This window comes from Chryseobacterium urinae (assembly GCF_030518295.1).
GTDB lineage: Bacteria > Bacteroidota > Bacteroidia > Flavobacteriales > Weeksellaceae > Chryseobacterium > Chryseobacterium mucoviscidosis.
This window is the reverse complement of the sequence record NZ_JAULSJ010000007.1, coordinates 1-24,784: the sequence shown is the minus strand read 5'-3', so window position 1 is coordinate 24,784 and position 24,784 is coordinate 1. Positions and strand designations below refer to the sequence as shown.

The 24,784-nt window shown below is 35.5% G+C and carries 21 protein-coding genes; 13 read left to right on the top strand and 8 right to left on the bottom strand.

All coding sequences use genetic code 11. From position 1 onward, the window contains the following. Window position 1: 1 nt before the first annotated feature. From QWT87_RS05825 to QWT87_RS05765, 13 genes are all read left to right on the top strand, one after another. Window positions 2–2,260, top strand: coding sequence for a PAS domain-containing hybrid sensor histidine kinase/response regulator (locus QWT87_RS05825; RefSeq protein WP_302714684.1), 2,259 nt, complete (start codon window positions 2–4; stop codon window positions 2,258–2,260). A 119-nt stretch (window positions 2,261–2,379) separates the two neighbouring features. After that, window positions 2,380–2,820 (top strand): response regulator, encoded by a 441-nt coding sequence (locus QWT87_RS05820; RefSeq protein ID WP_087709744.1) that lies wholly within the window; start codon window positions 2,380–2,382, stop codon window positions 2,818–2,820. 5 nt (window positions 2,821–2,825) lie between these two features. Next, complete coding sequence (locus QWT87_RS05815) at window positions 2,826–3,557, top strand: polysaccharide biosynthesis/export family protein (RefSeq protein ID WP_087709742.1); 732 nt, start codon at window positions 2,826–2,828, stop codon at window positions 3,555–3,557. Between the two features lie 12 nt (window positions 3,558–3,569). Continuing rightward, window positions 3,570–5,714, top strand: a complete 2,145-nt coding sequence (locus tag QWT87_RS05810) for a GumC family protein (protein ID WP_302714681.1) — start codon at window positions 3,570–3,572, stop codon at window positions 5,712–5,714. Next, a complete protein-coding gene (locus QWT87_RS05805; protein WP_302714679.1) occupies window positions 5,711–6,937 on the top strand; it encodes a lipopolysaccharide biosynthesis protein in 1,227 nt (408 codons plus the stop codon). Before QWT87_RS05810 ends, QWT87_RS05805 begins: the two co-directional genes overlap by 4 nt. Beyond that, entirely contained in the window at window positions 6,928–8,043 is a 1,116-nt protein-coding gene (locus tag QWT87_RS05800) for a glycosyltransferase family 4 protein (RefSeq protein WP_302714676.1), read from the top strand. The genes QWT87_RS05805 and QWT87_RS05800 overlap by 10 nt, the downstream gene beginning before the upstream one ends. Window position 8,044: 1 nt before the next feature. After that, on the top strand, window positions 8,045–9,337 hold the full coding sequence (locus tag QWT87_RS05795; protein ID WP_302714674.1) for an O-antigen ligase family protein: 1,293 nt from the start codon (window positions 8,045–8,047) through the stop codon (window positions 9,335–9,337). 132 nt (window positions 9,338–9,469) lie between these two features. Then, window positions 9,470–11,779 (top strand): nucleoside/nucleotide kinase family protein, encoded by a 2,310-nt coding sequence (locus QWT87_RS05790; RefSeq protein WP_302714672.1) that lies wholly within the window; start codon window positions 9,470–9,472, stop codon window positions 11,777–11,779. Next, on the top strand, window positions 11,776–12,516 hold the full coding sequence (locus QWT87_RS05785; RefSeq protein ID WP_302714670.1) for an acyltransferase: 741 nt from the start codon (window positions 11,776–11,778) through the stop codon (window positions 12,514–12,516). The genes QWT87_RS05790 and QWT87_RS05785 overlap by 4 nt, the downstream gene beginning before the upstream one ends. Next, window positions 12,464–13,696, top strand: coding sequence for a glycosyltransferase (locus QWT87_RS05780; RefSeq protein WP_302714668.1), 1,233 nt, complete (start codon window positions 12,464–12,466; stop codon window positions 13,694–13,696). Before QWT87_RS05785 ends, QWT87_RS05780 begins: the two co-directional genes overlap by 53 nt. 2 nt (window positions 13,697–13,698) lie before the next feature. Further along, on the top strand, window positions 13,699–14,775 hold the full coding sequence (locus tag QWT87_RS05775; protein WP_302714666.1) for a glycosyltransferase family 4 protein: 1,077 nt from the start codon (window positions 13,699–13,701) through the stop codon (window positions 14,773–14,775). 127 nt (window positions 14,776–14,902) lie between these two features. After that, window positions 14,903–16,114: a DUF1972 domain-containing protein gene (locus QWT87_RS05770; protein WP_302714664.1), complete on the top strand. Its 1,212-nt coding sequence runs from the start codon at window positions 14,903–14,905 to the stop codon at window positions 16,112–16,114. 19 nt (window positions 16,115–16,133) lie between these two features. Next, window positions 16,134–17,201, top strand: coding sequence for a glycosyltransferase family 4 protein (locus QWT87_RS05765; protein ID WP_302714662.1), 1,068 nt, complete (start codon window positions 16,134–16,136; stop codon window positions 17,199–17,201). 135 nt (window positions 17,202–17,336) lie between these two features. Here QWT87_RS05765 and QWT87_RS05760 read toward each other — a convergent pair whose 3' ends face one another. From QWT87_RS05760 to QWT87_RS05725, 8 genes are all read right to left on the bottom strand, one after another. Then, window positions 17,337–17,747 carry a 5-fold beta-flower protein gene (locus tag QWT87_RS05760; RefSeq protein WP_087709721.1) on the bottom strand — a complete coding sequence of 137 codons (411 nt, stop codon included), beginning with the start codon at window positions 17,745–17,747 and terminating at the stop codon, window positions 17,337–17,339. Between the two features lie 104 nt (window positions 17,748–17,851). Then, the gene (locus tag QWT87_RS05755; protein WP_087709710.1) at window positions 17,852–18,082 is read right to left on the bottom strand and encodes a hypothetical protein; all 231 of its coding nucleotides are present in this window, start codon (window positions 18,080–18,082) and stop codon (window positions 17,852–17,854) included. Window positions 18,083–18,142: 60 nt separating this feature from the next. Next, window positions 18,143–18,781: a hypothetical protein gene (locus tag QWT87_RS05750; protein WP_302714658.1), complete on the bottom strand. Its 639-nt coding sequence runs from the start codon at window positions 18,779–18,781 to the stop codon at window positions 18,143–18,145. Window positions 18,782–18,826: 45 nt separating this feature from the next. Continuing rightward, window positions 18,827–19,468 (bottom strand): immunity protein Tsi6 family protein, encoded by a 642-nt coding sequence (locus QWT87_RS05745; RefSeq protein ID WP_185205671.1) that lies wholly within the window; start codon window positions 19,466–19,468, stop codon window positions 18,827–18,829. A 157-nt stretch (window positions 19,469–19,625) separates the two neighbouring features. Further along, complete coding sequence (locus QWT87_RS05740) at window positions 19,626–20,231, bottom strand: hypothetical protein (RefSeq protein ID WP_302714654.1); 606 nt, start codon at window positions 20,229–20,231, stop codon at window positions 19,626–19,628. 77 nt (window positions 20,232–20,308) lie between these two features. Continuing rightward, on the bottom strand, window positions 20,309–21,805 hold the full coding sequence (locus tag QWT87_RS05735) for a hypothetical protein (RefSeq protein WP_302714652.1): 1,497 nt from the start codon (window positions 21,803–21,805) through the stop codon (window positions 20,309–20,311). A 5-nt stretch (window positions 21,806–21,810) separates the two neighbouring features. Next, window positions 21,811–22,329 (bottom strand): hypothetical protein, encoded by a 519-nt coding sequence (locus QWT87_RS05730; RefSeq protein WP_302714650.1) that lies wholly within the window; start codon window positions 22,327–22,329, stop codon window positions 21,811–21,813. A 266-nt stretch (window positions 22,330–22,595) separates the two neighbouring features. After that, window positions 22,596–24,551 carry a leucine-rich repeat domain-containing protein gene (locus QWT87_RS05725; RefSeq protein WP_302714648.1) on the bottom strand — a complete coding sequence of 652 codons (1,956 nt, stop codon included), beginning with the start codon at window positions 24,549–24,551 and terminating at the stop codon, window positions 22,596–22,598. Between the last annotated feature and the right edge of the window lie 233 nt (window positions 24,552–24,784).

Below are 24,784 nucleotides of genomic sequence, written 5' to 3'. Positions count from 1 at the left end.
TATGGAAACCGAACTGCATAACATCCTTAACAGACAGATCAAAAAATATCTTACGGAAGATTGTAAAAAACATCCGCAATTTAATAATTTCATTAACGCAGTTAACGATTCCTACAAATCTTTTGAAAGAGATAAAGAACTTACCGATCATGCTTTCAGGCAGAGCGAAAAAGAATACAAAGAGTTGTTTAACGATCTGAAAAAAGAAAATGAACTCAAGCAGGAATCTATTTCGAGCCTTTATGAATCATTAAGTTTATTAGATTCTGCTTTTGATACCAAAAAAAATAAAGACCTTAAAGAACTTTCCTTATACCTCGCCGAACAGCTTAAAGAAAGAAAAAGAGCGCAGGACAATATAAAACGGCAGGAAGAAAAATACCGTAACATTATCGCGAATATGAATCTCGGACTTATTGAGGTAGATAATGACGAGATTGTACGGTACGCCAATCAGAGTTTCTGCAACGTTTCAGGTTTTGAACTGGACGAAATCATTGGTAAAAATCCTTCACAGCTTTTCGTACAGGGAGAAGCCAATCAGGAATTTATCCAGGAACAGATCAAACTGAGAGAAAAAGGAATTTCCAGCGTTTATCAGCTCCCGATAAAAAATAAAAGAGGCGAACTGAGATGGTGGGCAATCAGCGGTGCGCCCAACTATGACGATCACGGAAATCTTTTAGGTTCCATAGGAATTCATCTCGATATTACAGACCAAAAAAGACTGGAGGAAGACCTTAAACAGGAAAAATCCAAAGCTATTGAAGCCTCTAAAGCAAAAGAAGTCTTTTTAGCCAATATGAGTCATGAGATACGAACACCGCTGAATGCGATCATAGGTTTCCTCAGAGAACTTAAAAGACTGGATCTTACAACAACACAAAATCAGTTTGTGGAGAATAGTTTTAACGCGGCGCAGCATCTTTTATCAATCATCAATAATATTCTGGATATTTCCAAAATAGAATCCGGCGAAATGTCTTTGGATAACACTGTTTTCTCCCTTAAAGAATGCATCAGCGACATCATCAGTATTCTTCAGCCAAAAGCAAGGCAGAAAAAAATACTGTTGAAAGCCAGATTTTCAGATGATCTTTTCTCTGCATTTAAGGCCGATGCGCTCAAGATAAAACAGATCTTGTACAACATCATCGGAAACTCTCTTAAATTTACGAACGTTGGCGAAATATGTTTAGAATGTAAAGTCATAAAAGATTTTTCCAATCATCAGAAACTTGAAATCTGCATTACCGATACAGGAATCGGGATGAGCGAAGAATATGTAAAGCATATCTTCAAAAAATTCAATCAGGAAGATAGCTCTATTTCAAGGAAATATGGCGGAACAGGTCTTGGTATGGCAATTACACGCGAACTGATCCACCTCATGAAAGGTGAAATAAAGATTAAAAGCAAAAAAAATGTAGGAACAGAGATCAGTATCTTTCTGGATATGAGCAAAAGCATAGAAAAATCAGAATCCAAAAATATTGAAGTTAAAGAGCACATTTCCATCGAAGGAACTCGTGTTTTACTTGTGGAAGACAATGAGCTCAATCAGTTGGTTGCAGAAAATTCTCTTACCCATTTCGGGTGCGAAGTCACAAAGGCAGACAACGGCAAAATGGCAGTAGACATTCTTTCAAAACAGCAGTTTGATATTATTTTAATGGATATTCAGATGCCTGAACTGGACGGAATAGAAGCAACTAAAATTTTAAGACAGGAATTCAGACTCGGCACTCCTATCATTGCGCTTACCGCCAATGCATTCAAAACAGAAATAGACAACTGCATTGCTGCAGGAATGAACAGCTACATCACCAAACCTTTTGACGAGGACGAACTGCTGAAAATTATTTATAAAAACATTAAAATGCAAAGTAACCTGGAAATCAACAACTCAGAAGAAGAAAAAATTCTTTATGACCTCAGAAACATTCAGGCATTAAGCCGTGGAAATGATGATTTTATTCAAAAAATGCTTTCCATATTCATCACGCAGACCCAGGAAACCATTCCGATGGTGGAAAAAGCTTTTGAAGAGAAAAATTATGCCGAAATAGCACGCCTCATTCACAGAATAAAACCAAGTATTGAAGGTGTGGGAATCTACTCCATCAAAGAAACCGTAAAGGATCTGGAAGTAAAATCCAAAGAGCAGCAGACCGATTTTCCGGAACTGTACACTATGTTTCTGGAAGTAAAAGAAACACTCTTCACCGCTATAAACCAACTGGAAAGGGAAATTAAATAAAAACATTCCAAAATAAAGAGATTTTCCATATTTTGGAATTTAAAAAATAATTAATATATTGATTTTCAAATAATTAAATAAAGGCACAGTAATCGCGTTATTCTATTCAAATAAAAAAGATGGAAACAAATAACAAAAATTTAAAGTTTTTTATTGTAGATGACGACAGATTTTGCGCCACCGTGTATGAACAGTATCTGAAAAACAATCATTATGAAAATATTATCTCATTCAGCAGCGGAGAAGAATGTCTGGATGAACTACACCAGAAACCCGATATCATTTTCCTCGATCACAATATGGAAGATCTTAACGGTTTCGAGGTTTTAAAAAAGATAAAAAGATACGATCCGAACATTTACGTTATCATGGTATCTGCACAGGAAAATATAGATACTGCGGTAAATGCCCTGAAATACGGAGCTTTCGACTATATTGTAAAAGATGCCAATGTTTGCGAAAGAATGACGGATACCATAGAAAAAATAGTAAAAATTAAAGAAGAAATGTCTCAGAACCAACGAAAAGGTTTTAGAAAATTCTTTTCCGTTTTATTTTAAATCTTATGTTAAAAAAACTCATACTCTCATTCTTTTTCCTGATGCTTCTGGTATCCTGTAAAACCTACAACGTACTTGAAGAGGAACAGGCAAGCCGAAATATGCAGGATTTCAGCTATGATCCCAACTACGAATACAGAATCCGTAAAGACGACAAAATTACGCTTTCCGTTTGGGGACAGGATGATCTGAGTGTGGGTTCTGTGTACGGAATTTACAACTCCAATGAAGTATACGGAAAATGGCTTCTGGTAGACATCAACGGAAATATAGAAATTCCAAAATTGGGAACGACTCCCGTTGTGGGAAAAACTCTTCCCGAGCTGAAAGAAGAAATAAAAACAAAGCTTAAAAAATGGCTGGTAAATCCTATCGTGGATGTAAAAGTGCTGAATAAAGAAATTGCAGTGATGGGCGAAGTGAGAAATCCTGCGGTAATTCAGGTGGATAAAGACCAGAATACTTTACTGGAGCTGGTTTCCAAAGCAGGAGGATTTGAAATGTATGCCAATTTAAAATCCATTAAAATTCTGAGACAGGAAGGCGAAAACGTTCGCGTTACCAATATCGATCTTACCAAAATGAAAGATGTCCCGAACCAGAATATCCTTCTTCATCCGGGAGATTACATCATTGTTCCTTCCAAGAAAAGCAAAGATTTTGATAAGAGAATTTCCACCATTATTCCTTTTGCAACCGTTACTTCCGCAGCCGCGATTCTGATAGGATTATTATAAAATTTGATGACCATGAACAACGAGAATGTAAGATTTCTGAAACCGCTGTTACGAGGATTTCCTATCGTCGTTCTTGCCATGATTATTGCGGTTTTGGCAGCAAAAAAATACCTCAACTATGTAACGCCGATGTACGAAAGCACCGCAAAACTGAAGCTTGCGGATACACAGGAAGGCGTTCCGAGCGCGAATCTCTTCAAAGATTTTGATGTTTTTGCCACGCCCAACAAAATAAGCACAGAAATAGAAGTTCTGAAATCTACATCTTTAATTGAAAAAACACTGGAAAAACTCCCCTTTTCCACCGAAATTTACAGAAAAGGAAAAGTACGCTCCGTAGAATTGTTCAACGATTCTCCGATAAAAGTAGAAAGCATTCTAAACGATGAAAAAAATTACGATAAAAAATTTATTATTAATGTAAATTCAAATCAGAATTTTACAATAAATTCAGATTCTGCCAAAGAAATAAAAGGGACTTTCGGAGTTCCTACAGCCATTAAAGGAGGAAAAATCCTGATCACCAAAAACGACAGCTACCTTCAGTCCAAACCCGGTGCAAAAATTGTCGATCAGTATGAAGTTGAATTCCTGAGCAGAGAAAAGCTTCTGGATAAAGTAAATAAAAATCTGGATATTGTTTCCGTGGACAAAGATGTTCCCGTTATCAGAATCAATTACAAAAGCAATGTTCCTGAAAAAGCAAGTCTTCTCGTAAATACCCTTGCTGAGACTTATATTCAGGATTATATTGAAAATAAATACCGCGCTGCCAATACAACGGTTGACTTTCTGAAAAATGAAATCGGACAGGCAAACAATAAGCTTTCCGGTGCAGAAAACCGTATAGAAAATTACCGAAACAAAGAAAACATCATCAATATTCCGCAGGAAACAGAAACAGATCTGAGAAAAATTTCCCAGCTTAAAATTCAGAAAAGCAATCTGAAAATGAATCTGGATGCCATTAAAAATCTCAATAATTATATTTCTGAAGGTAAAGACAACTATCTTGAACTTGCGCCCAATTTTGAAGCATTCAACGATCTCCTTTCAACCGAAATGGTAAAGAATATGAAACTGCTTCAAGCAGAAAAAAAAGAACTGCTCTTAACCTACACTCCGGAACATGAGAAAGTAAAAATTATTGATGCTAAAATTAAAGATCTTACCGATTACCAAACCGAAAGCATTAAAAACACCCAGAAAAACCTGCAGATCAAATATAATGACATCGACCGCGATATTCAGGTTGCAGAACAGGCTTTTATCGGGCTTCCCGAGAAAGAAAAACTGCTGAACATCATGAATCGTGAGTTCAATCTTTACGAAAAGAATTATAACTTCCTGAACGAAAAAAGAATAGACGCAGAAATTGCCAAAGCGGCAAAAATTTCTTTTCATAAAATTATTACAAGAGGAGAACTTCCGAAACAGCCGGTTTCGCCGATGCGATCCATCATCATTATTGTTGCAGCAATTATGAGCATGATCGGTTCTATTGCACTCATCTACGCCGTACATTTTGCTAAAGCCAAAGTGAATGATGTATATACCATCGAAAAAAACAGCACAATTCCCGTTGCATTTACAACGCCTTATATTAAAAACAGGGAAAACATAATGCATCACTTTCTCGAGAACGTGCTGGAAATGGAGCTTAAAGAAATCATTAAAGATAAAAACCTCATCTGCATCACGTCTTATGATAAATCGAAACAGCATATGTTTCATTCTAAAAACATCATAAAAGCTTTGCAGGCACAATCCAGAAAAGTATTGGTTATTGATGTGGCAGGAAATTTAGAAAATATTGAAAACATCGATTATATCGATTTTTCAGAAGAAAAAAACTTAAGATTAACTTCCACGGATATTGAAAATCTGATCCGTGAAAAAATGACAGGAAATGATCTCTGCATCATCAACAATCAGTCGATAAAACAAGGCAAACTTCCTCTATTATTCCTGAAAATGGCAGATGAAAATCTGTTTGTTTTAGACAGCCGGAAAACAGCCGAAAAAACCATTATGAACGTAGAACTTCTGAAGGATGAATACAAACTGACCAATCTATGGTTTGTGCTGAATAAAGAAGGCTATAACCCGAGTTTAATGACCTCCATTAAAAGTTTTATAAACAGAAAAAGATCGTGAAAAAGCTTACAGAAATATTTCGCAGACCCACATCTCTGGTTTTCGCAGACCAGCTGATTTTCAGCGGAACAAATTTTCTTCTGACGTTTTTGCTTGCCCGAAAACTAAACATTTCAGATTTTGGCCTGTTCTCGTCTGTGCTTTTGGTGACGTATCTTTTGGTAGGCATCTGCAACGCCATTGTGGTACAGCCTTTCCAGATTCTGGCAGCCAAAGAATTCACTAAAAAATCGCTGGGCTTTGTTTTTCAGGCTTCAGTAGTTTTAATAATGATTTTCTCTGCCTTACTGTTGATGGCTAAATTTCTGCCCGTTTCTGCACTGGCGTTTTTTAAAGATAATCTATTGGCGATCATCGCTTTTGCAGCGGCATATGTTTTTCAGGATTTCCTGAGAAAGGTTCTGCTTACGATAGACCGCATACAATTGGTGCTTTTTATCGACAGCATCTTCCTTCTTGTTTTTCCTTTAATCTGGTTTGAAAACAGTCTTGATTTAGGAAAAAGTCTTCTGATCATTGCTATCGTAAACGCCATTGCTTCACTTCCCGGAGTTTGGTATTGTGTGAAAAATGCAGAATTCAGTTTGAAAAATGCTTCCCTTTTTCATTATCATGTTACAGAAGGAAAGTGGCTTTTGAGCGCTTCGGTGGTTCAGTGGTTTTCCAGTAATTTTTTCACGCTCGTTGCGGGAATCTATTTAGGAGTTAATGCTTTGGGAGCGTTAAGGCTGGTTCAGTCGTTTTTCGGGGTTATTAATGTCATTCTTCAGACCGTTGAAAATTATTACCTTCCGAAAACAGCCCAGCTTCATTATCAGGATAAAAAAGAAGAAAAAAAATCCCTGCTTTTCAGTATGTCGAAAGGAATGATGGCTTTAGGAATTCTGATCATAGGCTTCTTCATTTTTTCAGAACCTTTAATTACGTTATTGGGCGGAGAACAATATCAACAGTATGGTTTTGTAATTAAACTGGTTTCAGTTTTATACATCGTGATTTTGTACAGCTATCCTACCCGACTTTCCATCAGAGTTTTAGAACAGAATAAAGCTTTTTTTACAGGATACTGCATTTCGTTTGTGTTTTCATTACTCAGTTTTCATTTTTTACTGAAATACGGAGCACTTTACGGCGCAGTTGCTGGTCTTGTCATCAACCAGATTCTAATGATCGTGTACTGGAAAATTTTACTTAACAGAAAACAGATTTCGGTATGGGCATAGTACATTTGATATTGGGAAAAGCAAATCCTGAAAAAATGAACGGCGTGAATAAAGTCGTGTACAACATCGCGACCAAACAGGCCGAAAACAGGCAGGATGTAGAAGTCTGGGGAATCTCTGAAAACACGGAGATCAATTACCCCGAAAGAAACTTTAAAACGAAGATTTTTAAACGGAAAAAAAATCCTTTTTCCATTCCTGAAGATCTTCAGAAAGAAATTATAAACAGCAGCGGATCTACGGTTTTTCATCTTCACGGCGGATGGATTCCTGTATTTTCGTCTTTAAGCAGATTTTTGCGGAAACACAAATTCAATTATATTATTACGCCACACGGAGCGTACAACGCGGTCGCAATGCAGAAAAGCATGATTACCAAAAAGCTTTACTTCGAGTTATTTGAAAAAGCGGTCATCAAAAATGCTGTAAAAATTCATTGCATTGGCGAAAGCGAAATGGAGGGTTTACAGTCGATTTTTCCAACCCAAAAAGGCACTTTAATTCCATACGGTTTTGAAAGAGTAAAAGAAGACTTTTCTTTCAGTTCCCAAAAGGAAAGTCTTATTTTCGGATTTGTTGGACGGCTGGATATGTACACAAAAGGTCTGGATCTGCTTGTGGAAAGTTTTGCTGAATTTTCTAAAGCGGATCCTTATTCTGAATTGTGGATTGTGGGCGACAGCGACGAGAAAGCGAAGCTGCAACAAAAGATAAAATCATTGGGAATTGAGAATAAAACAATACTTTTCGGAAGCAAATTTGGCGAAGAAAAAAACGATCTCCTGAAAAAGATGGACGTTTTTGTGCATCCCTCAAGAAACGAAGGATTGCCGGTTTCCGTAATCGAAGCGGCAAATTTCGGGAAACCCTGTATTGTTACCAAAAACACCAACATTGGCTATCTTGTTGAACAATACAATGCGGGAATCAATATTCCGTCGCCTCAGACAGCGCTCCTTACCAAAGCATTTTTCGACATTTCCAAAATCTGGAAAGACCGGCAGAACTATGAAAAGATCTGCGGAAATGCGGTAAAAATGGTAGAAGAAGCGTTTGACTGGAACAACATTCTTGATGAAATGAATACCAAACTCTACAACTGCTGAAATGGAAACGTTACCTCTTCATCATCAGCAATTTCTTAAAAAGCTCAACAATCAGCTATTTATCATTCTGCTGCTTATGGTGGCGTGTTTTTTTACGTGGAGCGAAAATGTAAACATTACACGAGCCATCAAAGTTGTCGGAAGAATGGGCGTGATGATCTCCTCTATTCTCATTTATTTTAAAATCATAAGGTACGGAAGTATTAATTCCTTAGAATACAAAAACATATTTTCGCCGATTTTATACATCTGCTATTTAATTTTAGGCTTTATCTCATTTTCCTGGAGTACCAATCCGGGATTCAGTGCTTTGCAGTGGTTCATGACCTTCCAAAGCTTTGTTTTTGCTTATTTTTTCGTAAAAAGTCTGAAAATCTTAGACGTTTATTTCGAAGGTCACAACATCAGACTCTACCATCTTCTGGGAAACACTGTTTTCGTTCTTCAACTGGTTTTTGTCATCGGAATGTGGATTAATCCCGATGTATTTTTCCGGCTTACAGACGGTGGTGAAGAAGCTAGACTGGGCGGAACAATGATGAACCCGAATGAACTCGGAATGCTTGCCGGAGTGGGTTCTGCATGTCTTATTTTTGATCTGTACCGCTTTAAAAAGAAAGTCTGGACGATCATAAAAATTCTTGTCATTTTGTATGCTTTATTCATGACCGGATCGAGATCTTCTCTTATCGGATTTTTGCTGATCGTGTTCTTCCACATCAACCAGACCAAAAAGAAAACCCTGAAATTTGCCATTATTGCGCTTGTTGCCATGGTTGCACCTTTCGCAGTGTACAGCGTTATCCTGAAAGGCGGCGATCAGGAAAGGCTGGAAGAAATCATGAGTCTTACGGGAAGACTTCCGTTTTGGCAGGCTTTAATTACGGAAGGTTTACCCAGAGAACCGCTTTTAGGCTTTGGCTTTATGAGGATCGATTACAAAGAGTTTTTCCAGAGCGCCCATACGTATCCGGGAAAAATGACGCACAATACTTTTATGCAGGTTCTCATGAATCTTGGATTTATCGGGTTTACCATTGTGCTTTTTCAGGTATTTTTTACCGTAAAATCCATATTGTCTGAACAGAAGGAACTGAAACTGATGCTCATCGGGATTCTTATTCCTATCGTGATCAATTCCTTTACAGAATTTGGAATTTTCGGGGAAAGTAACTACGGAATCATGTTCTATCAGATCATTATATTTTCCATTGCATTCCGCAACAACAATCATCTTACAAGGTTGCAGAAAATCATTCTTAAGAAAAAAAGACCGGAGCTGATGCAGGAATAAATTTCCACACAACAGTATTTTTTCCATATTTTGGAATTTAAATTTAATTAAAAAATTCATAACTAATTAGTTATCATTATTTTAATTTTTTGGCAGATATTTTTATACTATTTTGGTATATCAATAATCATCATGAAAACATTATTTAGAAATACAGGGTACAAATTGTTTACAAAACAGGAAGAGAACAGCAAGAAAATCTCTTTTTCGTACATTAAAAATCCTGACGGAACAGTAAGGTGGTTTTGGAACTCAGATTCCTCAAAGCCTTTATTTCTAAAATTTTACAATGCAGCCACACCGAAAGCAAAACTTTTCGAGGTGTTGGTAAAAACGGTTTTTGCGCTGCGTTTACAGAAAATTGTTTTTAAGAAAGAGGTTCTTTATTATGTAAAAAACAGTGAGCCGGTTTTTAATATCGAAAATGACTGGGCTATTTTTACAGGAACTGTTGGTCCCAACAATAAGGCACTTCTGTTCAGCGGAGGATGTTTTTACAAGATCGCAGAAACAGATTCTGCCAAAAAACTGATTGCCACAGAAAGTAAAAACCTTAGAAAAATTATTTCAGGCAATGTATTGCAGGTTCCGGAAGCTTCCATGATTAACGAAAACATTCTTAAATTATCTGATATTTCAAAAGGCGGAACGCGTGAAAATTCTTTTACGAAAATTCATGCGGAAGCTTTGAAAATGATTTCCGTACACCATGAAAGAAGCGTAAAAATCTCGGAATGGAAGTATTTTCAAAGTGTAAAAGAACAGTTTTTAAACATTGAAGATGAGAGAATTCCGAAAAACATCCTCCGAAAGATAAAAGCAATCCTGAGACACACCAACGAAGACGAAAACATCGATGTTGCCTTTTCACACGGAGATTTCACCTCATGGAACTGCTACGTAAAGAATGAAAAGCTTGCTGTTTACGACTGGGAACTGTCTTCCACAGAAAAACCGAAAGCGTTCGATTTCTTTCATTTTATCATTCAGAACGGAATTTTAATCCAGAGAAAAAGCTGGAAAGAAATTTATACAGAAATTGAAGAGAAAAATAAAATTACCTTCCGGTTCAGCAAAGAAGACCTTCAGAAGTATCTGAAATACTATCTTCTGACAAACACGTTGTCTTACCTTACCATTTATGCAGCACAGGAAGAATGGCATCTTCAGATTCACTGGCTGTTACAAACATGGAATGAAGCTTTAAATGTCATTCTTAAAGACTACTCTACCGAAAGAGAACTGGTCATTTTAGATACTTTTGATGCGCTTTACCATACCGATTATGCGGCTTTGAAATTTCACAATGAAGAACCGGAAAAGCTGAAACTGAATTCTGATATTGATCTGATTATTTCCTCTGAAAACGCGCAGAAATTAGTCAATTATTTATCCGGACACAGTCTCGTACAGAAAGTTTCAACGGTGAAGAAATCTTTTATGCAGACGGTAAGAATCGTTACGCTTCAAAACGAGATTCTTAATCTGGATCTTATTCATCAGGTAAAATGGAAGCATATACAAATCATGGAGGTTTCAAAAATCATTGAAAACAGAAGAAAAAACAGATTTGGCGTTTATAAAGTTTCAGAAAAAGACACTGCCCGATTTATTGATCTGTTTTACAGCCTGAACGATGCAGAAATTCCTGAAACGTATGAGAAATTTGTTTCAGAACATTTAAAATCAAACAAAATAACCGACAGAGAACTTACCATTAAAACCCTGAAAATGAAAAACGAAAACAGAGGATTCAGTTATTTTAAAAATATTGTTCATTATTTAAAAGATTCGTTTGCAGAAAAAGGATTCATCATCACATTCAGCGGTGTAGACGGAGCCGGAAAATCTACCGTGATCTCGGAAGTTTCCGAACTTATTGAAAAACGTTACAGAAGACCTGTAAAAGTTCTGAGACACAGACCTTCCCTACTTCCGATCCTGAGTGTATGGACCAAAGGAAAGGAAAAAGCACATGAGGACGCGGTGAATTCTTTACCCAGACAGGGAAACAACAAAAACTCCCTTTCTTCCTTATTACGATTCGGATATTATTATACAGATTATATTTTAGGACAGTTTGTTATTTACACAAAATATGTTTTGAGGGGAAAAATAGTTTTATACGACAGGTATTATTTCGATTTTATTGCCGATGCAAGAAGAAGTAACATTCAGCTTCCGAAATCCGTAACGGAGACAGGATATCATTTCCTGATGAAGCCGGAGTTCAACTTCTTCCTGTACGCCGCGCCTGAAAAAATACTTAGCAGAAAAAAAGAACTTTCGTATCATTCGATTTGCGACCTTACTTCAGAGTACAGTTCCCTTTTCTCTAAACTGGAAAGAAAGAACCAGAGAGTGAAGTACTTAGCAATCGAAAACAATGATCTTGATGTGACATTAGGAACGATCATGCACACAATAATCACAGAGAGATGAAAAAGCTTGTCGTAAAAATCATAAAACTAAGAAGTCCCTACTTTACTATAGATGATGATCTGAACTCCGGAGCGGTTCTGCAGTTTATCTGGATCCAGCTCTGGAGCATCATCAGAGGTTTCAGGATGCTTCTCACTTTCAGAAATCCCAAAGGAATGCTTTTAGGCAAAAGAGTAAGTTTCTTTAATGTTTCTAAAATAAAATGGGGAAAGTTTCTGCGTCTGGGAAATGATGTGTATGTTTCTGCCCTTGCAAAACACGGAATTGAATTTGGAGACAATGTATCGATAGGCGCTTTCAGCAGAGTGATTGTTTCCACCTCTTTTAACAATATCGGAGAAAAAATTAAAATAGGAAACAATGTAGGGATCGGAGAATTTGCTTATCTCGGCGGTTCTGGAGGTCTGGAAATCGGAGACGAATGCATTGTAGGACAATATCTGAGCTGTCACCCCGAAAATCATAATTATGAAGATCCTGAAACGTCAATCCGGCTTCAGGGCGTTAACAGAAAAGGAATAAAAATCGGGAAAAACTGCTGGATCGGAAGTAAAGTAACGATTCTGGACGGTGTGGAAATCGGAGACGGATGTATTCTGGCTGCAGGAAGTGTGATTACGAAATCTTTTCCGGACAACAGCATCATCGGCGGAGTTCCCGCTAAACTTTTAAAAACAAGAACCCATGAAAACCAATCAGACGATACTCGCAACGTGCTACGCCATCAATCCGTATAAAGGATCGGAAGATGCGATGGGATGGAATTTTGTGTATCAGATCGCCAGATTCCGTAAAGTTTTTGTAGTAACGAGAGAAAACAATAAAACACATATTGAAAAATACATGAAGGAAAATCCAGATCCGTTGTATCAGAACGTGAATTTCCTTTATTTTGATCTTCCTTACTGGATGCGTTTCTGGAAAAAAGGAAGTCGCGGTGCGCTTCTGTATTATTATCTATGGCAACGAGGCATTGTTTCATTTGTAAAAAAACAGAAGGTGGATTTTGACATTGCCCACAATGTGAATTTTCATAACGACTGGACGCCAAGTTTTTTATGGAAATTAAAAAAGCCTTTGGTTTGGGGACCTGTAGGACATCACCCTCTCATTCCTAAACAATATCTGAAAGATTATTCCCAAAAATATTTCCTTAAAGACCGTTTAACTTGGATGGTAAAAAACTTTTTCTGGAAACTTTCGCCTTCCTTGAAAAAAACCGTGAAGCATTCTAATCACATCTGGTGCATGAACAGCGGTGTTCCGGATAAACTTAAAGTTAAAAAAGATCAGTATTCGCTTTATCCTTCGGTTGCTTCGGAAGATTTTTATCAAAAAGATGAAGTGGCGGTAAAATCGGATTTCGCCGTGATCAGCGTAGGAAGATTTGTTCCGTTAAAAGGTTTTGATCTCACGATTCGTTCATTCATTCAGTTTATCAGTCGGCTTTCTGAAGAAGAAAAATCGAAATGCAAGTTAATTTTGGTGGGAACCGGCGAACAAAAGCAGTTTTACAAAGATATAATTCAGCAAAATAATACTGAAAATTATATTGAAATCATTGAATGGATCGACCGCAGAGAACTGATGAAAATGTATGAACAAGCTTCAGTTTTTCTTTTTCCGTCTCATGAAGGAGCAGGAATGGTAGTTCCGGAAGCACTTTCTTTCGGACTTCCGGTTGTCTGTCTTCAAAATGAAGGTCCCGGAGAATTTATTACCGAAAAATGCGGTTTTACTATTCCACAGCAGGAATATGATCAAACGGTAACGGAATTGAGCGATGCTTTGATGAAATTATTTTCAGACAAAGATCTTCAGCAAAAAATGAGCATTGAAGCCAGAAAGCATTATCTTGACCGATTTTCCTGGGAAAAAAGAGGCGATCATCTCAATACAATCTATAACCAAATTTAGCCATGAAAAGAATTGTCTCTGTTCATCTTCTGAATGATTACAGCGGAAGCCCGAAAGTTCTGATGCAGCTTCTGAAATCCTGGACAAAAAACGGGATGGATGCGCATCTTTTTACTTCAGGCGGAAGAAAAGGATTTTTATCTGATATTCCCAAGGTAAAAAATCATCTGTTCTGGTATCGCTTTTCATCCAATGCGCTGATAAGAATTGTTAATTTCTTTCTGAGTCAGTTTTTTCTGATGATCAAATTGCTGTTTTTCCTGAAAAAAAGTGATCTTGTTTACATCAACACGGTTTTGCCTTTCGGGGCGGCAATTGCAGGAAAACTGAGAGGCTGTAAAATTATTTATCATATTCACGAAACTTCGGTAAAGCCGAAACTATTTAAAAATTTTCTTTTCGGAACAGCAAAAATGACTGCCGATAAAATTGTTTTTGTTTCGGAATATCTTCTGAAACAGGAATCTTTAATTAACAATCAGGAATTGCTGTACAATGTTCTGGAAAGCGATTTTGCCGAAAAAGCAGACCGTTTCCGAAATGTGGAAAAAGAAATTCCTGTGGTTTTAATGATCTGTTCTTTAAAAGTTTACAAAGGAGTTGACGAATTTCTGGAATTAGCCAAAAAAAATCCTTCTTACACTTTCAAACTTGTGGTGAATGCGACGGAAAAGGAAATTCAGGAATATTTTAAAGGGAAGGAAATTCCGAAACAGCTTATTATTTATCCTACCCAAACGGATACGCATCCTTTTTATCAGGAAGCCAGCGTGATTCTTAATCTGTCTCATCCTGATCTTTGGGTGGAAACATTCGGACTTACGATTCTGGAAGGAATGCGTTACGGCTTACCTGCGATCGTCGCGCCTGTAGGAGGCGTTACAGAACTGGTTGAAGATAATAAAAACGGTTTTTTAATCGATTCTAAACACACAAATGAACTTTCTGAAAAATTAAACTACATTTTGAAGGATCCATCGGTCTATAAATCCTTCAGTGAGGCTTCTTACGAGAAAAGTCTTCTGTTTTCCGAGGCGTATTTTGAGAGAAAATCTCTGGATATAATTTCCAATTTATAATCCATTTTCCAGATTATGGAAATCCGGCACACTTCTAATAAATTATAATTAACACATTTTCATTACGTTACATTATTTTACACAATTTGGAACATAAATGGTCATAATATGTTAAAATAAAATAATTATGAAGACAAAAGTAGCAATTATAGGAACGGTAGGTCTGCCTGCAAAATACGGAGGCTTTGAAACCTTAACGGCTCATCTTGTGGAAGAACTTTCCGATACCTACGATTTTACGGTATATTGCTCTTCAAAAAAATACAGTAAGGAAGAGAGAATCGAAAGCTGGAAAGGGGCAAAACTGAAGTATCTTCCTTTAGACGCCAACGGAATCCAGAGTATTCCTTACGATACATGGTCTATTTTTCATGCATTATTCCGAAGTGATGTTCTTCTGATTTTAGGCGTTGCCGGAGCGTGGCTTTTACCATTAGTTAAATTATTCACCAATAAAAGAATTATTATTTCCATCGACGGAATTGAATGGAAAAGAGATAAATGGTCTGTTCCTGCAAAATTATATCTTTGGTGGGCAGAAAAACTGGCGGTAAAGTTTTCTCATATTGATATTTCGGATAACGAATCTATTCAGGATTATACTTCTGTACGCTATAAAACAATAAGCCGCGTTATTGAATACGGAGCGGATCATACGAAAATAAACCGTGTCCCGTCTGCCGAAAATCTTGAAAAATATCCTTTCCTAAATGAAGAATATGCGGTAAAAGTATGCAGAATTGAACCTGAAAATCATGTCCATACGATTTTAAAAGTATTCAGCACGCTTCCTGAGCGCAAGTTGGTTTTGGTAGGAAACTGGAACAACAGCGAATACGGAGCAAATCTGAAAGAAGAGTATTCAGGATTTAAAAACATTATTCTTCTTGATCCTATCTATGAACAGGAAACCATTGATCTGATCCGCGGAAATGCTTCTCTTTACATTCACGGGCATTCTGCGGGAGGAACCAATCCTTCGCTTGTGGAAGCTATGTTTTTAGGCCTGCCAATCATCAGCAACGGTGTTTCTTACAACAGAACGACAACCGAGAATCAGGCTTTTTATTTTTCGGATGAAAATGAACTTAAAAGTATTCTGGAGAAGGTAAGCAAAGAAGATCTTGAAGTCTGCGCCGGAACAATGAAGAAAATTGCGGAAAGAAGATATACCTGGAAAAGAATCGCTAAAAAATACAGTCAGCTTATCGAAGAAACCTTTACTATCAGCAAGAAAACCAATGTTATGCCCAGAATCTCTGAAATTGATGAGGCAATTCTGAAAAAGTACAATGTAGAGCATCTTAAGCACATCAAACTATTCAATAACTCTAAATAAACTGCTAAAAAACGAGGCTATGAAAAACTTTGTAGAACTTTCTATGTACGGAATTCTTGCATTCATCCTTTCGATGTGCGTCATTCCGCTCATGAGAATGATTGCCCAGAAAATTAAGCTGGTAGATGTTCCCAATGCAAGAAAAGTGCACCAGACTGCTATTCCGCTGATCGGAGGTCTTGTGATCGGGCTTGTTGTTTTTTTGCTTTTATGGATTTCTGATGACAAAAGCTGGAAAGATATTCTTCCGATCATCATTACTTCCTACATTATGCTTTTTGTGGGAACGCTGGATGATAAAACAGACATCAGAGCGATCTACAAGTTGGGAATCCAGATTTGTGTGAGCGTGATTATTGCTACTTCAGGCATCCGGATTACGTCTCTTTACGGACTTTTCGGAATCCATGAAATGAATGTTTATTTTCAGTATATTCTTACGGTACTAATCATTACAACGGCTGTAAATGCTTTTAATCTGATTGACGGAATTGACGGTTTGGCAGGAAGTGTTGCAGGAGTAGGTTTTGCTTTGTTTTTCGTTATTGCTTTAATTGAAGGACATTTCGGACTGGCAAGAATAGGACTGCTTTTCGTGGGAAGTATTGCTGCTTTTTTACGGTATAATTTTTCTTTGAAGAATAAAATTTTTCTGGGAAATTCGGGTTCTTTATTTCTGGGATATTTGTTGATCTGTCTGGGAATTTACATTACGAAATTCGACAGAGGTTCGGAAGAGTTTCCTTACGGTATTTTCTTTATTCTTTTTGTATTCACGATTCCTGTAATTGATTCTGTGAGAGTGTATGCTGACAGAATTTCGCGGGGAAAATCGCCATTCAAGGCGGATAAATCGCACATTCATCATCATCTTTTACAGTTGGGACTGTCTCACAAAAGAATTACCTTAACTTTTGTAGCACTGAATATTGTAACCTTTATTGTTCAGTATGTGTTTTTCCCGAACTACTCTATTTATACAACGCTTATTTCATTCTTTGTCTTTATTTTCATCTTTAAAATTATTAAAGTGCTGAATCTTTTCCTTACGTGGAAAAAGAATATCAAAGACATGGAAAATTCATAAAACCAAATTTTGATGTAAAAATTATTATTTCGCCCTTATTTACCCTTAATAAAAAGAATACTCCGAACAGTAATTGTCCGGAGTATTTGTTTTTATCTGCTTAAACTGATGTAAAGTTTAACTGAACTGTGCTTATTAATTTAGTTTGAAAAAGAAAAATGCAACTGCCGCCCATTCTTTTTTAATTCCGCTTGCATAACCGATGGTGGAATGACTGCCGTTTTCTACCGTTCCATTATCTTTAATATAACCAATGGTTGAGTGGCTGCTGTTTTCCACGGTTCCGTCCTTTTTTACGTAGCCTACTGTAGAACCGCTTTTGTTCTGTATGGTACCGTCACTTTTAATATACCCGATGGTAGAATGGCTGCTGTTTTCAATGGTTCCGTTGCTTGTAATATAACCTACTGTGGAATGGCTGCTGTTTTCAATGGTTCCGTTGCTTTTGATGTATCCTGCTGTACTGCGGCTTCCCGATTCTATGGTTTGTGCGCTTAAAAGTGATAAGTTAAACAAAACCGCACAAACGAATAGTGTTTTTTTCATGGTTTTTTAAATTTTTAAATTCTTCGAAATATAGGAAGTTTTTATTGAAAATGAAATACCACAGGAATTTCAGAAGAAAAACTGAAATTATATAATCCTAAAAATTACCTCCAAGAATTCAAAACATACTTAGTAAAATTCATTTCCATGTCTTTTATTCGGTCTTCGAGAGCTGTAATTCCTTTTGTAAGATATTCCTTTTTTTCAGGATCAGTCAGCGTATGGATTGCATCAAAACCCGGTGCCGGAGCAGAAATCGGAACAGACAATTCAATGGTGTCGCCGTTTTCATAAATATAATAATACCAGTCTTTTTTTTCTAAAAGGTTTTTCATGATTATTTTTTATCGGGCTTAAAACATTAAAATACAAGTTTTCCTATCAACTATAACTATTTATGATCTGATTTTTTCAGCCTCTTCAATATTGTATCCAATTCTCTTATCATCTTTTAATAAGGAACTGAAGACCTCAAAATATTCCTCAAACCTGTGTTTATCGTAATGAACGATAACCGGAAAAAGCTGACTTGCCTGATAGTATTTTTCATTTTTCAAAGCACTTTTCGTCGCCTCTTCAATTTCTTTCAGCAGTGGTCTGCAGTCTTTTTTCAACAGAAAATCTTTCAGACAGGATTCGAAAAACCTATCCCCGTAAATGCTTAAGAAATGTTTTACATAAGGATATAACTTCTGTTCTTCTTTTCCATTAAATGTCGAAATGTATAATGCATCCACGATAACATCATACACATTATCTTCATTATAAATTCTGTGAGGTTCAAAGTTGTGTTTTTCATCCCATTTTTCAGAAATGAAACGGTCAAGCTGTACAAATCCTTCCGGAATTGCCCAAGCAACCAAAATAAGCATTGCCTGATAAGAAATGTAGGGATTTTTATGTTGAAGCAAATATTTCAGTTTTTCAACACGGTTTTCGTCGGTTTTGCCGATGAGCTGTACTTCTGTAAGATCATAACCTTCTTCGCCATATTCGCTGTAATAGTACAGCGTATCATATATTTCGTTTTCCAATTCTTTTTAATTAAATAATTTACTTCAGTTAAAATGTCCGTAATTTTAAGAGTTCCAAATCCTGATGTCTTCTAAAAAAAGCATATATCTTCCGGGTTGATATTCGCCGTAGGAAAATAAATAAATCAGATCATTTTTCTTCAGATAATATATTTCCAATCCTTTTTCAGAAATATATTTTTCAATAATATTATTGATCTGTTTAAAGCTGTTTTCTTCCACCATCAGATCAAAACTTTCATGATCTATTTCTTTTTTCAGTTCTTTTAACGGATGGTCATAAAAATCAATAAGCCTGATTTTCTGATGATTAACCTCAAATACTTTGTTTACACATTCTCTTTCATCTCCATCAAACAGGAGTTGCCTGAAACTTTCGGATGATACATGATAATCAAATGCTCCTCCGAAGATATCAATTAACAATTTTGCATATTCATCATTTTCGTAATCGAAGTTTTTCACCGCCAAATGTCCTAAAGAATACCTTTTGTATAATTCGTTTTCAGAAAAAACAATGTCATTCTTTACTATTTTTTCATCGATATCAAGTAATTGATTATAGATGGAATGATACATGGAAATTTCAGGAAATAACTTCATTAGTTCCTCCGTTTTCTGTATTGCTAAATTAAGGGTATCTCTGTACACTTTTCTCATTTTTTCACTGTTCAGGCGGATGTACATTTTGTTTGTTTTTTTAATTCAGTGATGTGAGTGATGTTTCTAAAATTATGTGTCTTTAGCTAAAAGCATTCAGGTTTTTGGGATCAAGAGTATACTTTTCATAAAATACAATTGACTTTTATTCCGTTTATTATTTTGAACCAAAATGGAAAGTTTCTCATTCATTTTCTTCGTCGTCTTCATCCTCAAATCGATCATCTTCTTCCAAAACTTTTTCAACCCATTTTATCGTTTTCTGCGCTTTTGGATCATCTTTTCCGATAACTATTAGAGCACGTAAAACATTATCGGCAATAAAAGCATCAAAATAACCATCCGATTCATATTCATCTTCAATAACATCAATAAGATTTTCAATAATGGCTGCTTTATTTTCTACACTCCATACCGGTTCCAAATCTTTCCAAGCTTCACGGAAAAAGTACAGCACAGAAGTATAGTCTTCGTAATCAAAAATATCATCATTCAGGTAATTTGTAATATCATCCTGAATGGAAGCAATTTCTTCAGAATGAAAAGGAGCAAGTTCACCAATCAGAATATAGATGGATCTATAGGGTCTGAACATTCCGTAATCACGCCTCAAACCATATTGAACCGTATTAATAACCTGACCGATGGTCTTTGGAGAAAGTTTTGTTTCAAACTTACTATCACACAAGTATTTAAAAATATCATACAGTTTTCTTTCATCCTGTTCTTCTACCGAAGCTAAAACCTCATCAATCTTTTTATTAAGTTCTTCGTTAATTTGATTCGCCATATTTTATTATGTATCTGAAATTACAAGGAAGCCCCGTCCAAAAAATCAGAGCGGGCTTACAATGGTTTATTGTTTTTTTAAAAAGGAAACAAAGGAACCAGCTTCATTCCTTCCGAATCCGGCGACGTTTTGATGTATTCTTTCTGATACGTTAGCGGCACAAGATTCATTTCTCCGCTTTCTTTCCACGTCTGCATGATTTCTTCTCTTGCTGCCTTTGCAACCTCATTGTTTTTACTTCTTATTTTTGTTGTTTTCAGCCATTTGTTTTCAAAAGGTTTTACGGAAATCAACAAAATCTCTTCTAAATTCAGCTTTAATTTCTGAGGAACGGTATTTGACTGCATACCCAGCAAAACACCAAAGCTTTCATTTTTCATAAAATCTTTTGAAGTAATAAAGCTTAATGCATTATGATTGGCTTCATTTTCTCTGTTTACCCAGAGTTCAATATTGTCTTCGGTAAATTCCAGAGATGTTTCACCGAATTTCTCCATTAATGCTTTAAAATCACCATGCCCGATTGCAATTTGAGAAGTACTGTTTACGAGGGCAACAGCAAAATGCTTATGAATGATTTCGTACGGTATATTACCGTGAAATTCCATGTAAAATTCGGCTCCGATTCCGTTATACTGAGAATTTTGACCATAATAAAAGTTTTCGTAAGGATCTGAAAGCCCGTCTGTAATCAATATCGTAGATTCCGGTGCATAAATAACCCTCATTTTGCATGAATTGTGGTAAGAGCTTCCTCCAGGCCATGAATGATCTCTAAAACCGCCCACTCGCAGATAAATAATCCGTTCATCCAATTTCCCTAGAGATCTGAAAAATTCATGCCTCATTTCTATGCTGTCTGTTGTCGCTTTTTTTTGCTTTTCGTATTCCGGACTAAACTCTATTTGAGAAACTCTTAAAGGTTCAAATCCGTATTCTTCAACTGCAGGATCCGACTGTACGCTGAGATTACCGTTTTCACAGCTAAAAAAAAGACTATCTATTTTATTTTCCAGCTGATGATAAATAGAAAGGACTTCTTTACTTCCGCCAAAATGCCCGAAAGACCTCATTTTATCGTTGTAATGATATGTGGAATCTATAAACATCCCGATTTCGTCCGCTTCTTTTTTAAAATGGATCAAAGCTTCCGCTTTCAGAAAAACATTATCATTTTCGCTGTATTTTCCAGCTCTGTCCTCCGTTTCCTTTTTAATATCTTCCAAAAACATTGGGATGCTGTATCTTTCAGCTTTAACGGGTTCTCCTTTTTTAAAAGTGAATTTCACCTTAGAATGTACCGGAAAAAAGTAAATAAGATCAGAATAATCATAATCTCGAAATTTATCCAGATGTTCATTCATCTCTTCCTTATCGTATTCTCCTACATGGAAATCATTGTAAAAAACTCCATTTTCATAAAAATAAATTCCGGTATTGGACGAACTTCCGTATTGATTTCTGTACGCTTCATAATGATAGGTACGTCCTTCAATAAGCAATTCGTTCATTTCTTCAGAAAGTCTGGCAATCAATTTTTGAGCTTCTTCTGAACTTAAATAGTTGTTTTTCATGTTTCTTAAATATTAGTTTTTTTAAACGTTGGTATAGATAATATTTCCGGATAAGGAAAACGGTCTTTTGTATAAATAAGCTGAATAATGGCTCTTAAATATATACTGTTGCTGCGCATTTTGCAGTGTGTAAAGGCAATTGCCCATCCTGCCCTGAGATTATTGATCATTATTTTTTCGTTACAAAAACTGAAGGCATCAATATCTCCTGAATGATTACTGCAAATCTGGGTAAATTCCGTATGAGAAAGAACGTAGATTTCATCTTCTTCTTCAATAAAAAAGTTTTGCTCTCTGTAAAGTCTGTAGCCTTTAAAATCATTCATAGAAAGATCCATCACTTCACCCTTCACATCTTCGCTGCTTTCTGTGGTTAAAGCGATAACAGAGCCATTGTTGATGAGCGGAAGAATTCCGTCGGGATAATTATAACTGAATATATTGTCTGCAAAATACTTTTTAAGACCTTTTTTAGAACAGATAAGCAAAACACCACTGGTATCTTTTTCGAATTTTTTTTGCATTTTTAGTTTTTAAAATATGAGTCTGTTTAAACTTTATTTAACCACAAAAGTCACAAAAGATGACTAAACTTTTATTTAAAGTTGATCATTATCAATGAAAAAGTTCACAATAGTTTTTAAAAATCTTTGATTTTTATTGTTTTGAGTGCTTTGATTATTAATGAAATTTGCTTTAACATTGTCTTTTGTGCCTTTTGTGGTTAATTCTGAAATTAGTTTAAACAACTTTTATATTAGTCAACAATTAGGAATAATTGTTATTTTTTTTAAATCCCAAATTCATCTTCTTTCCAGATAAAAAACATAACACTCGGCAATGCATAATAAGCTGCTATTTCGGGACGATCCAATTGTGCTTTGAGATTTAGTTTGTAATTTTTTACTGCTAAATTCACTTCTTTTAAATTCGGTAAAGTGTTCAGAACTTTCACATCTGTAACGTTGGTTTTATATAAATCCAGACGCTCCAGCTTTTTTAAAGGCTCCAAACCGGAAATATCATCCAGTTCTTCATTTTCTAAAAATCCTAGCCATTTCAAATTCGGGAACTTATACATTTCCTTCAAGTCAATATTATTCTGAATACGCGATAAATCTAATTTTTCCAGAAATGGCATGGTTGCAAAGGAAGAAAAGTCTTTGATGTTACTGTTATACAAATCCAGAACCTTTAGCTTTTTCAAAGGTTTTAAATTCACCTTACCGGCTCCTTGAAGGCTAAGAAATTCCAAATTGGGAAAACGGCTAAACCCTTTCATTTTAGAGTGATTTCCATACAAATTCAGCCTTTTTAAAGATTCTATTTTGGGAAGTGTTCTGAGATCGAACTTTTTATCATTAATGATCTTGAGAGATTTTAAACGTTTTAAATTTTCAAATCCGATAAACTTTGTCCTCGAATTAAAAATTAAAAACTCCAGCTTTTTCAGATGTCCCAAATCGAAAATATGCTTTGTTTTTGCTATGCTAATATCCAGCTTTTTCAATTTTTTCAACTGCATAATAGATTTTCCCGTTTTCGCAGAAATTTCATAACCCAATTTTAAGGTTTCCAGTGAAGTAAATTGTCCGATATGATAATCTGGAGCTTTTTTATCCATTTCTTCGTCTTCATAAAAATCCAGACTCGTCAGCTGATCTTTTAACAGAAGTAATTTTGAGAAATTTTTTATCTCTTTACTCTCTCTTGAGAAACAGAGTGATTCAAAACTTTTCAAATTAACGAAAGATCTGAAATAGTTATTTTTTTTAATCTCAGAATCTCTCATCTTCACTTTTTGAATCTGATTGGCAATAGGTAGAAAAGCATCGACATAAAATTCAGATTTATTAAATGAAAGAGATTTCACCATTTCAAACTTTTCAATATCCTTTATTTTTTTCACTTTAAAATCTGTAAAGCTTAATTCATTAATATAATTTCTGAGTGAGACTGCATTTTTTAAACGAAATGGTTTTTCCGCCTTACTGAAATGACAGATAATTTCTTTATTGAAAGGGTTTTCTAATTCTTCTCTGTTCTCAACAACCGTATCGGTATTCACTTTAATTTTTTCAAGTTTTTCAAACTCTGAAATTCCTTTAAAACTTCCGATTTTACAGTTTTTAAACTCAATGTCTGTTACTGATTTTTTAAATGGTATAAAAGAAATATCTTCAAACTTCGAGTTGAAAATATGGATCATGTAGATTGATTTTTCTTTTACTTTAGTCAGGTTACAAGTAAAAGTTATGCTGTCGAGATGCAATGAATAAAGCCCTTTTATATTATTGATTTCCTGAATATTATCAATATGACAATTATTAATAAAAAGATGTTTATATCCTTTATCGGATGACGATATATGAAAACTGTTAAAACAACCTGCATCAAAGGTCATATTTGAAAATCGGATTTCATAAGGAAACCCTCTGGTTACATTACACTCATTGTTTCTGAAAGTCACATTATCCAGAGTGAAACTGGAGCAACGCTCTATTTTTAACAATTCGGAAAAATTGGCAATAGTACAATTGGTAAGTTTTACTTTTGTTACTTTAACAAGGTATGGTAAAAACTTTGAAAAATCCTCAATATCGATGTCTTTGAGATGTAAATATTGAAGTAAGTTATATTTTAAGTAATCTTCCGGTTTTATTCCTAAAATTTCCTCAATTTTCTGCGTTTCTTCATCAAGAACAGTTGATCTATTTATTTGATTTTCTACATTTTCAATACTCATCGTTTACATGTTTTTATGGTTATTATTTAAATGAAAAATTTTCTATTCAGCGGTTAAGAAGTTTTTAATAATGGTCTCACACATCTGCTTCAGCAATTACATTAATCTCAAATTTCAATAAAAAGATCACCGGTGGATTTAATGTACAACTTTCCAGCTCAATAGAATTCTGCAAATAAAGCACAAAAGAGAGTACCAACAAAACGGAAAAAGAAAATTTAACAACTATGATT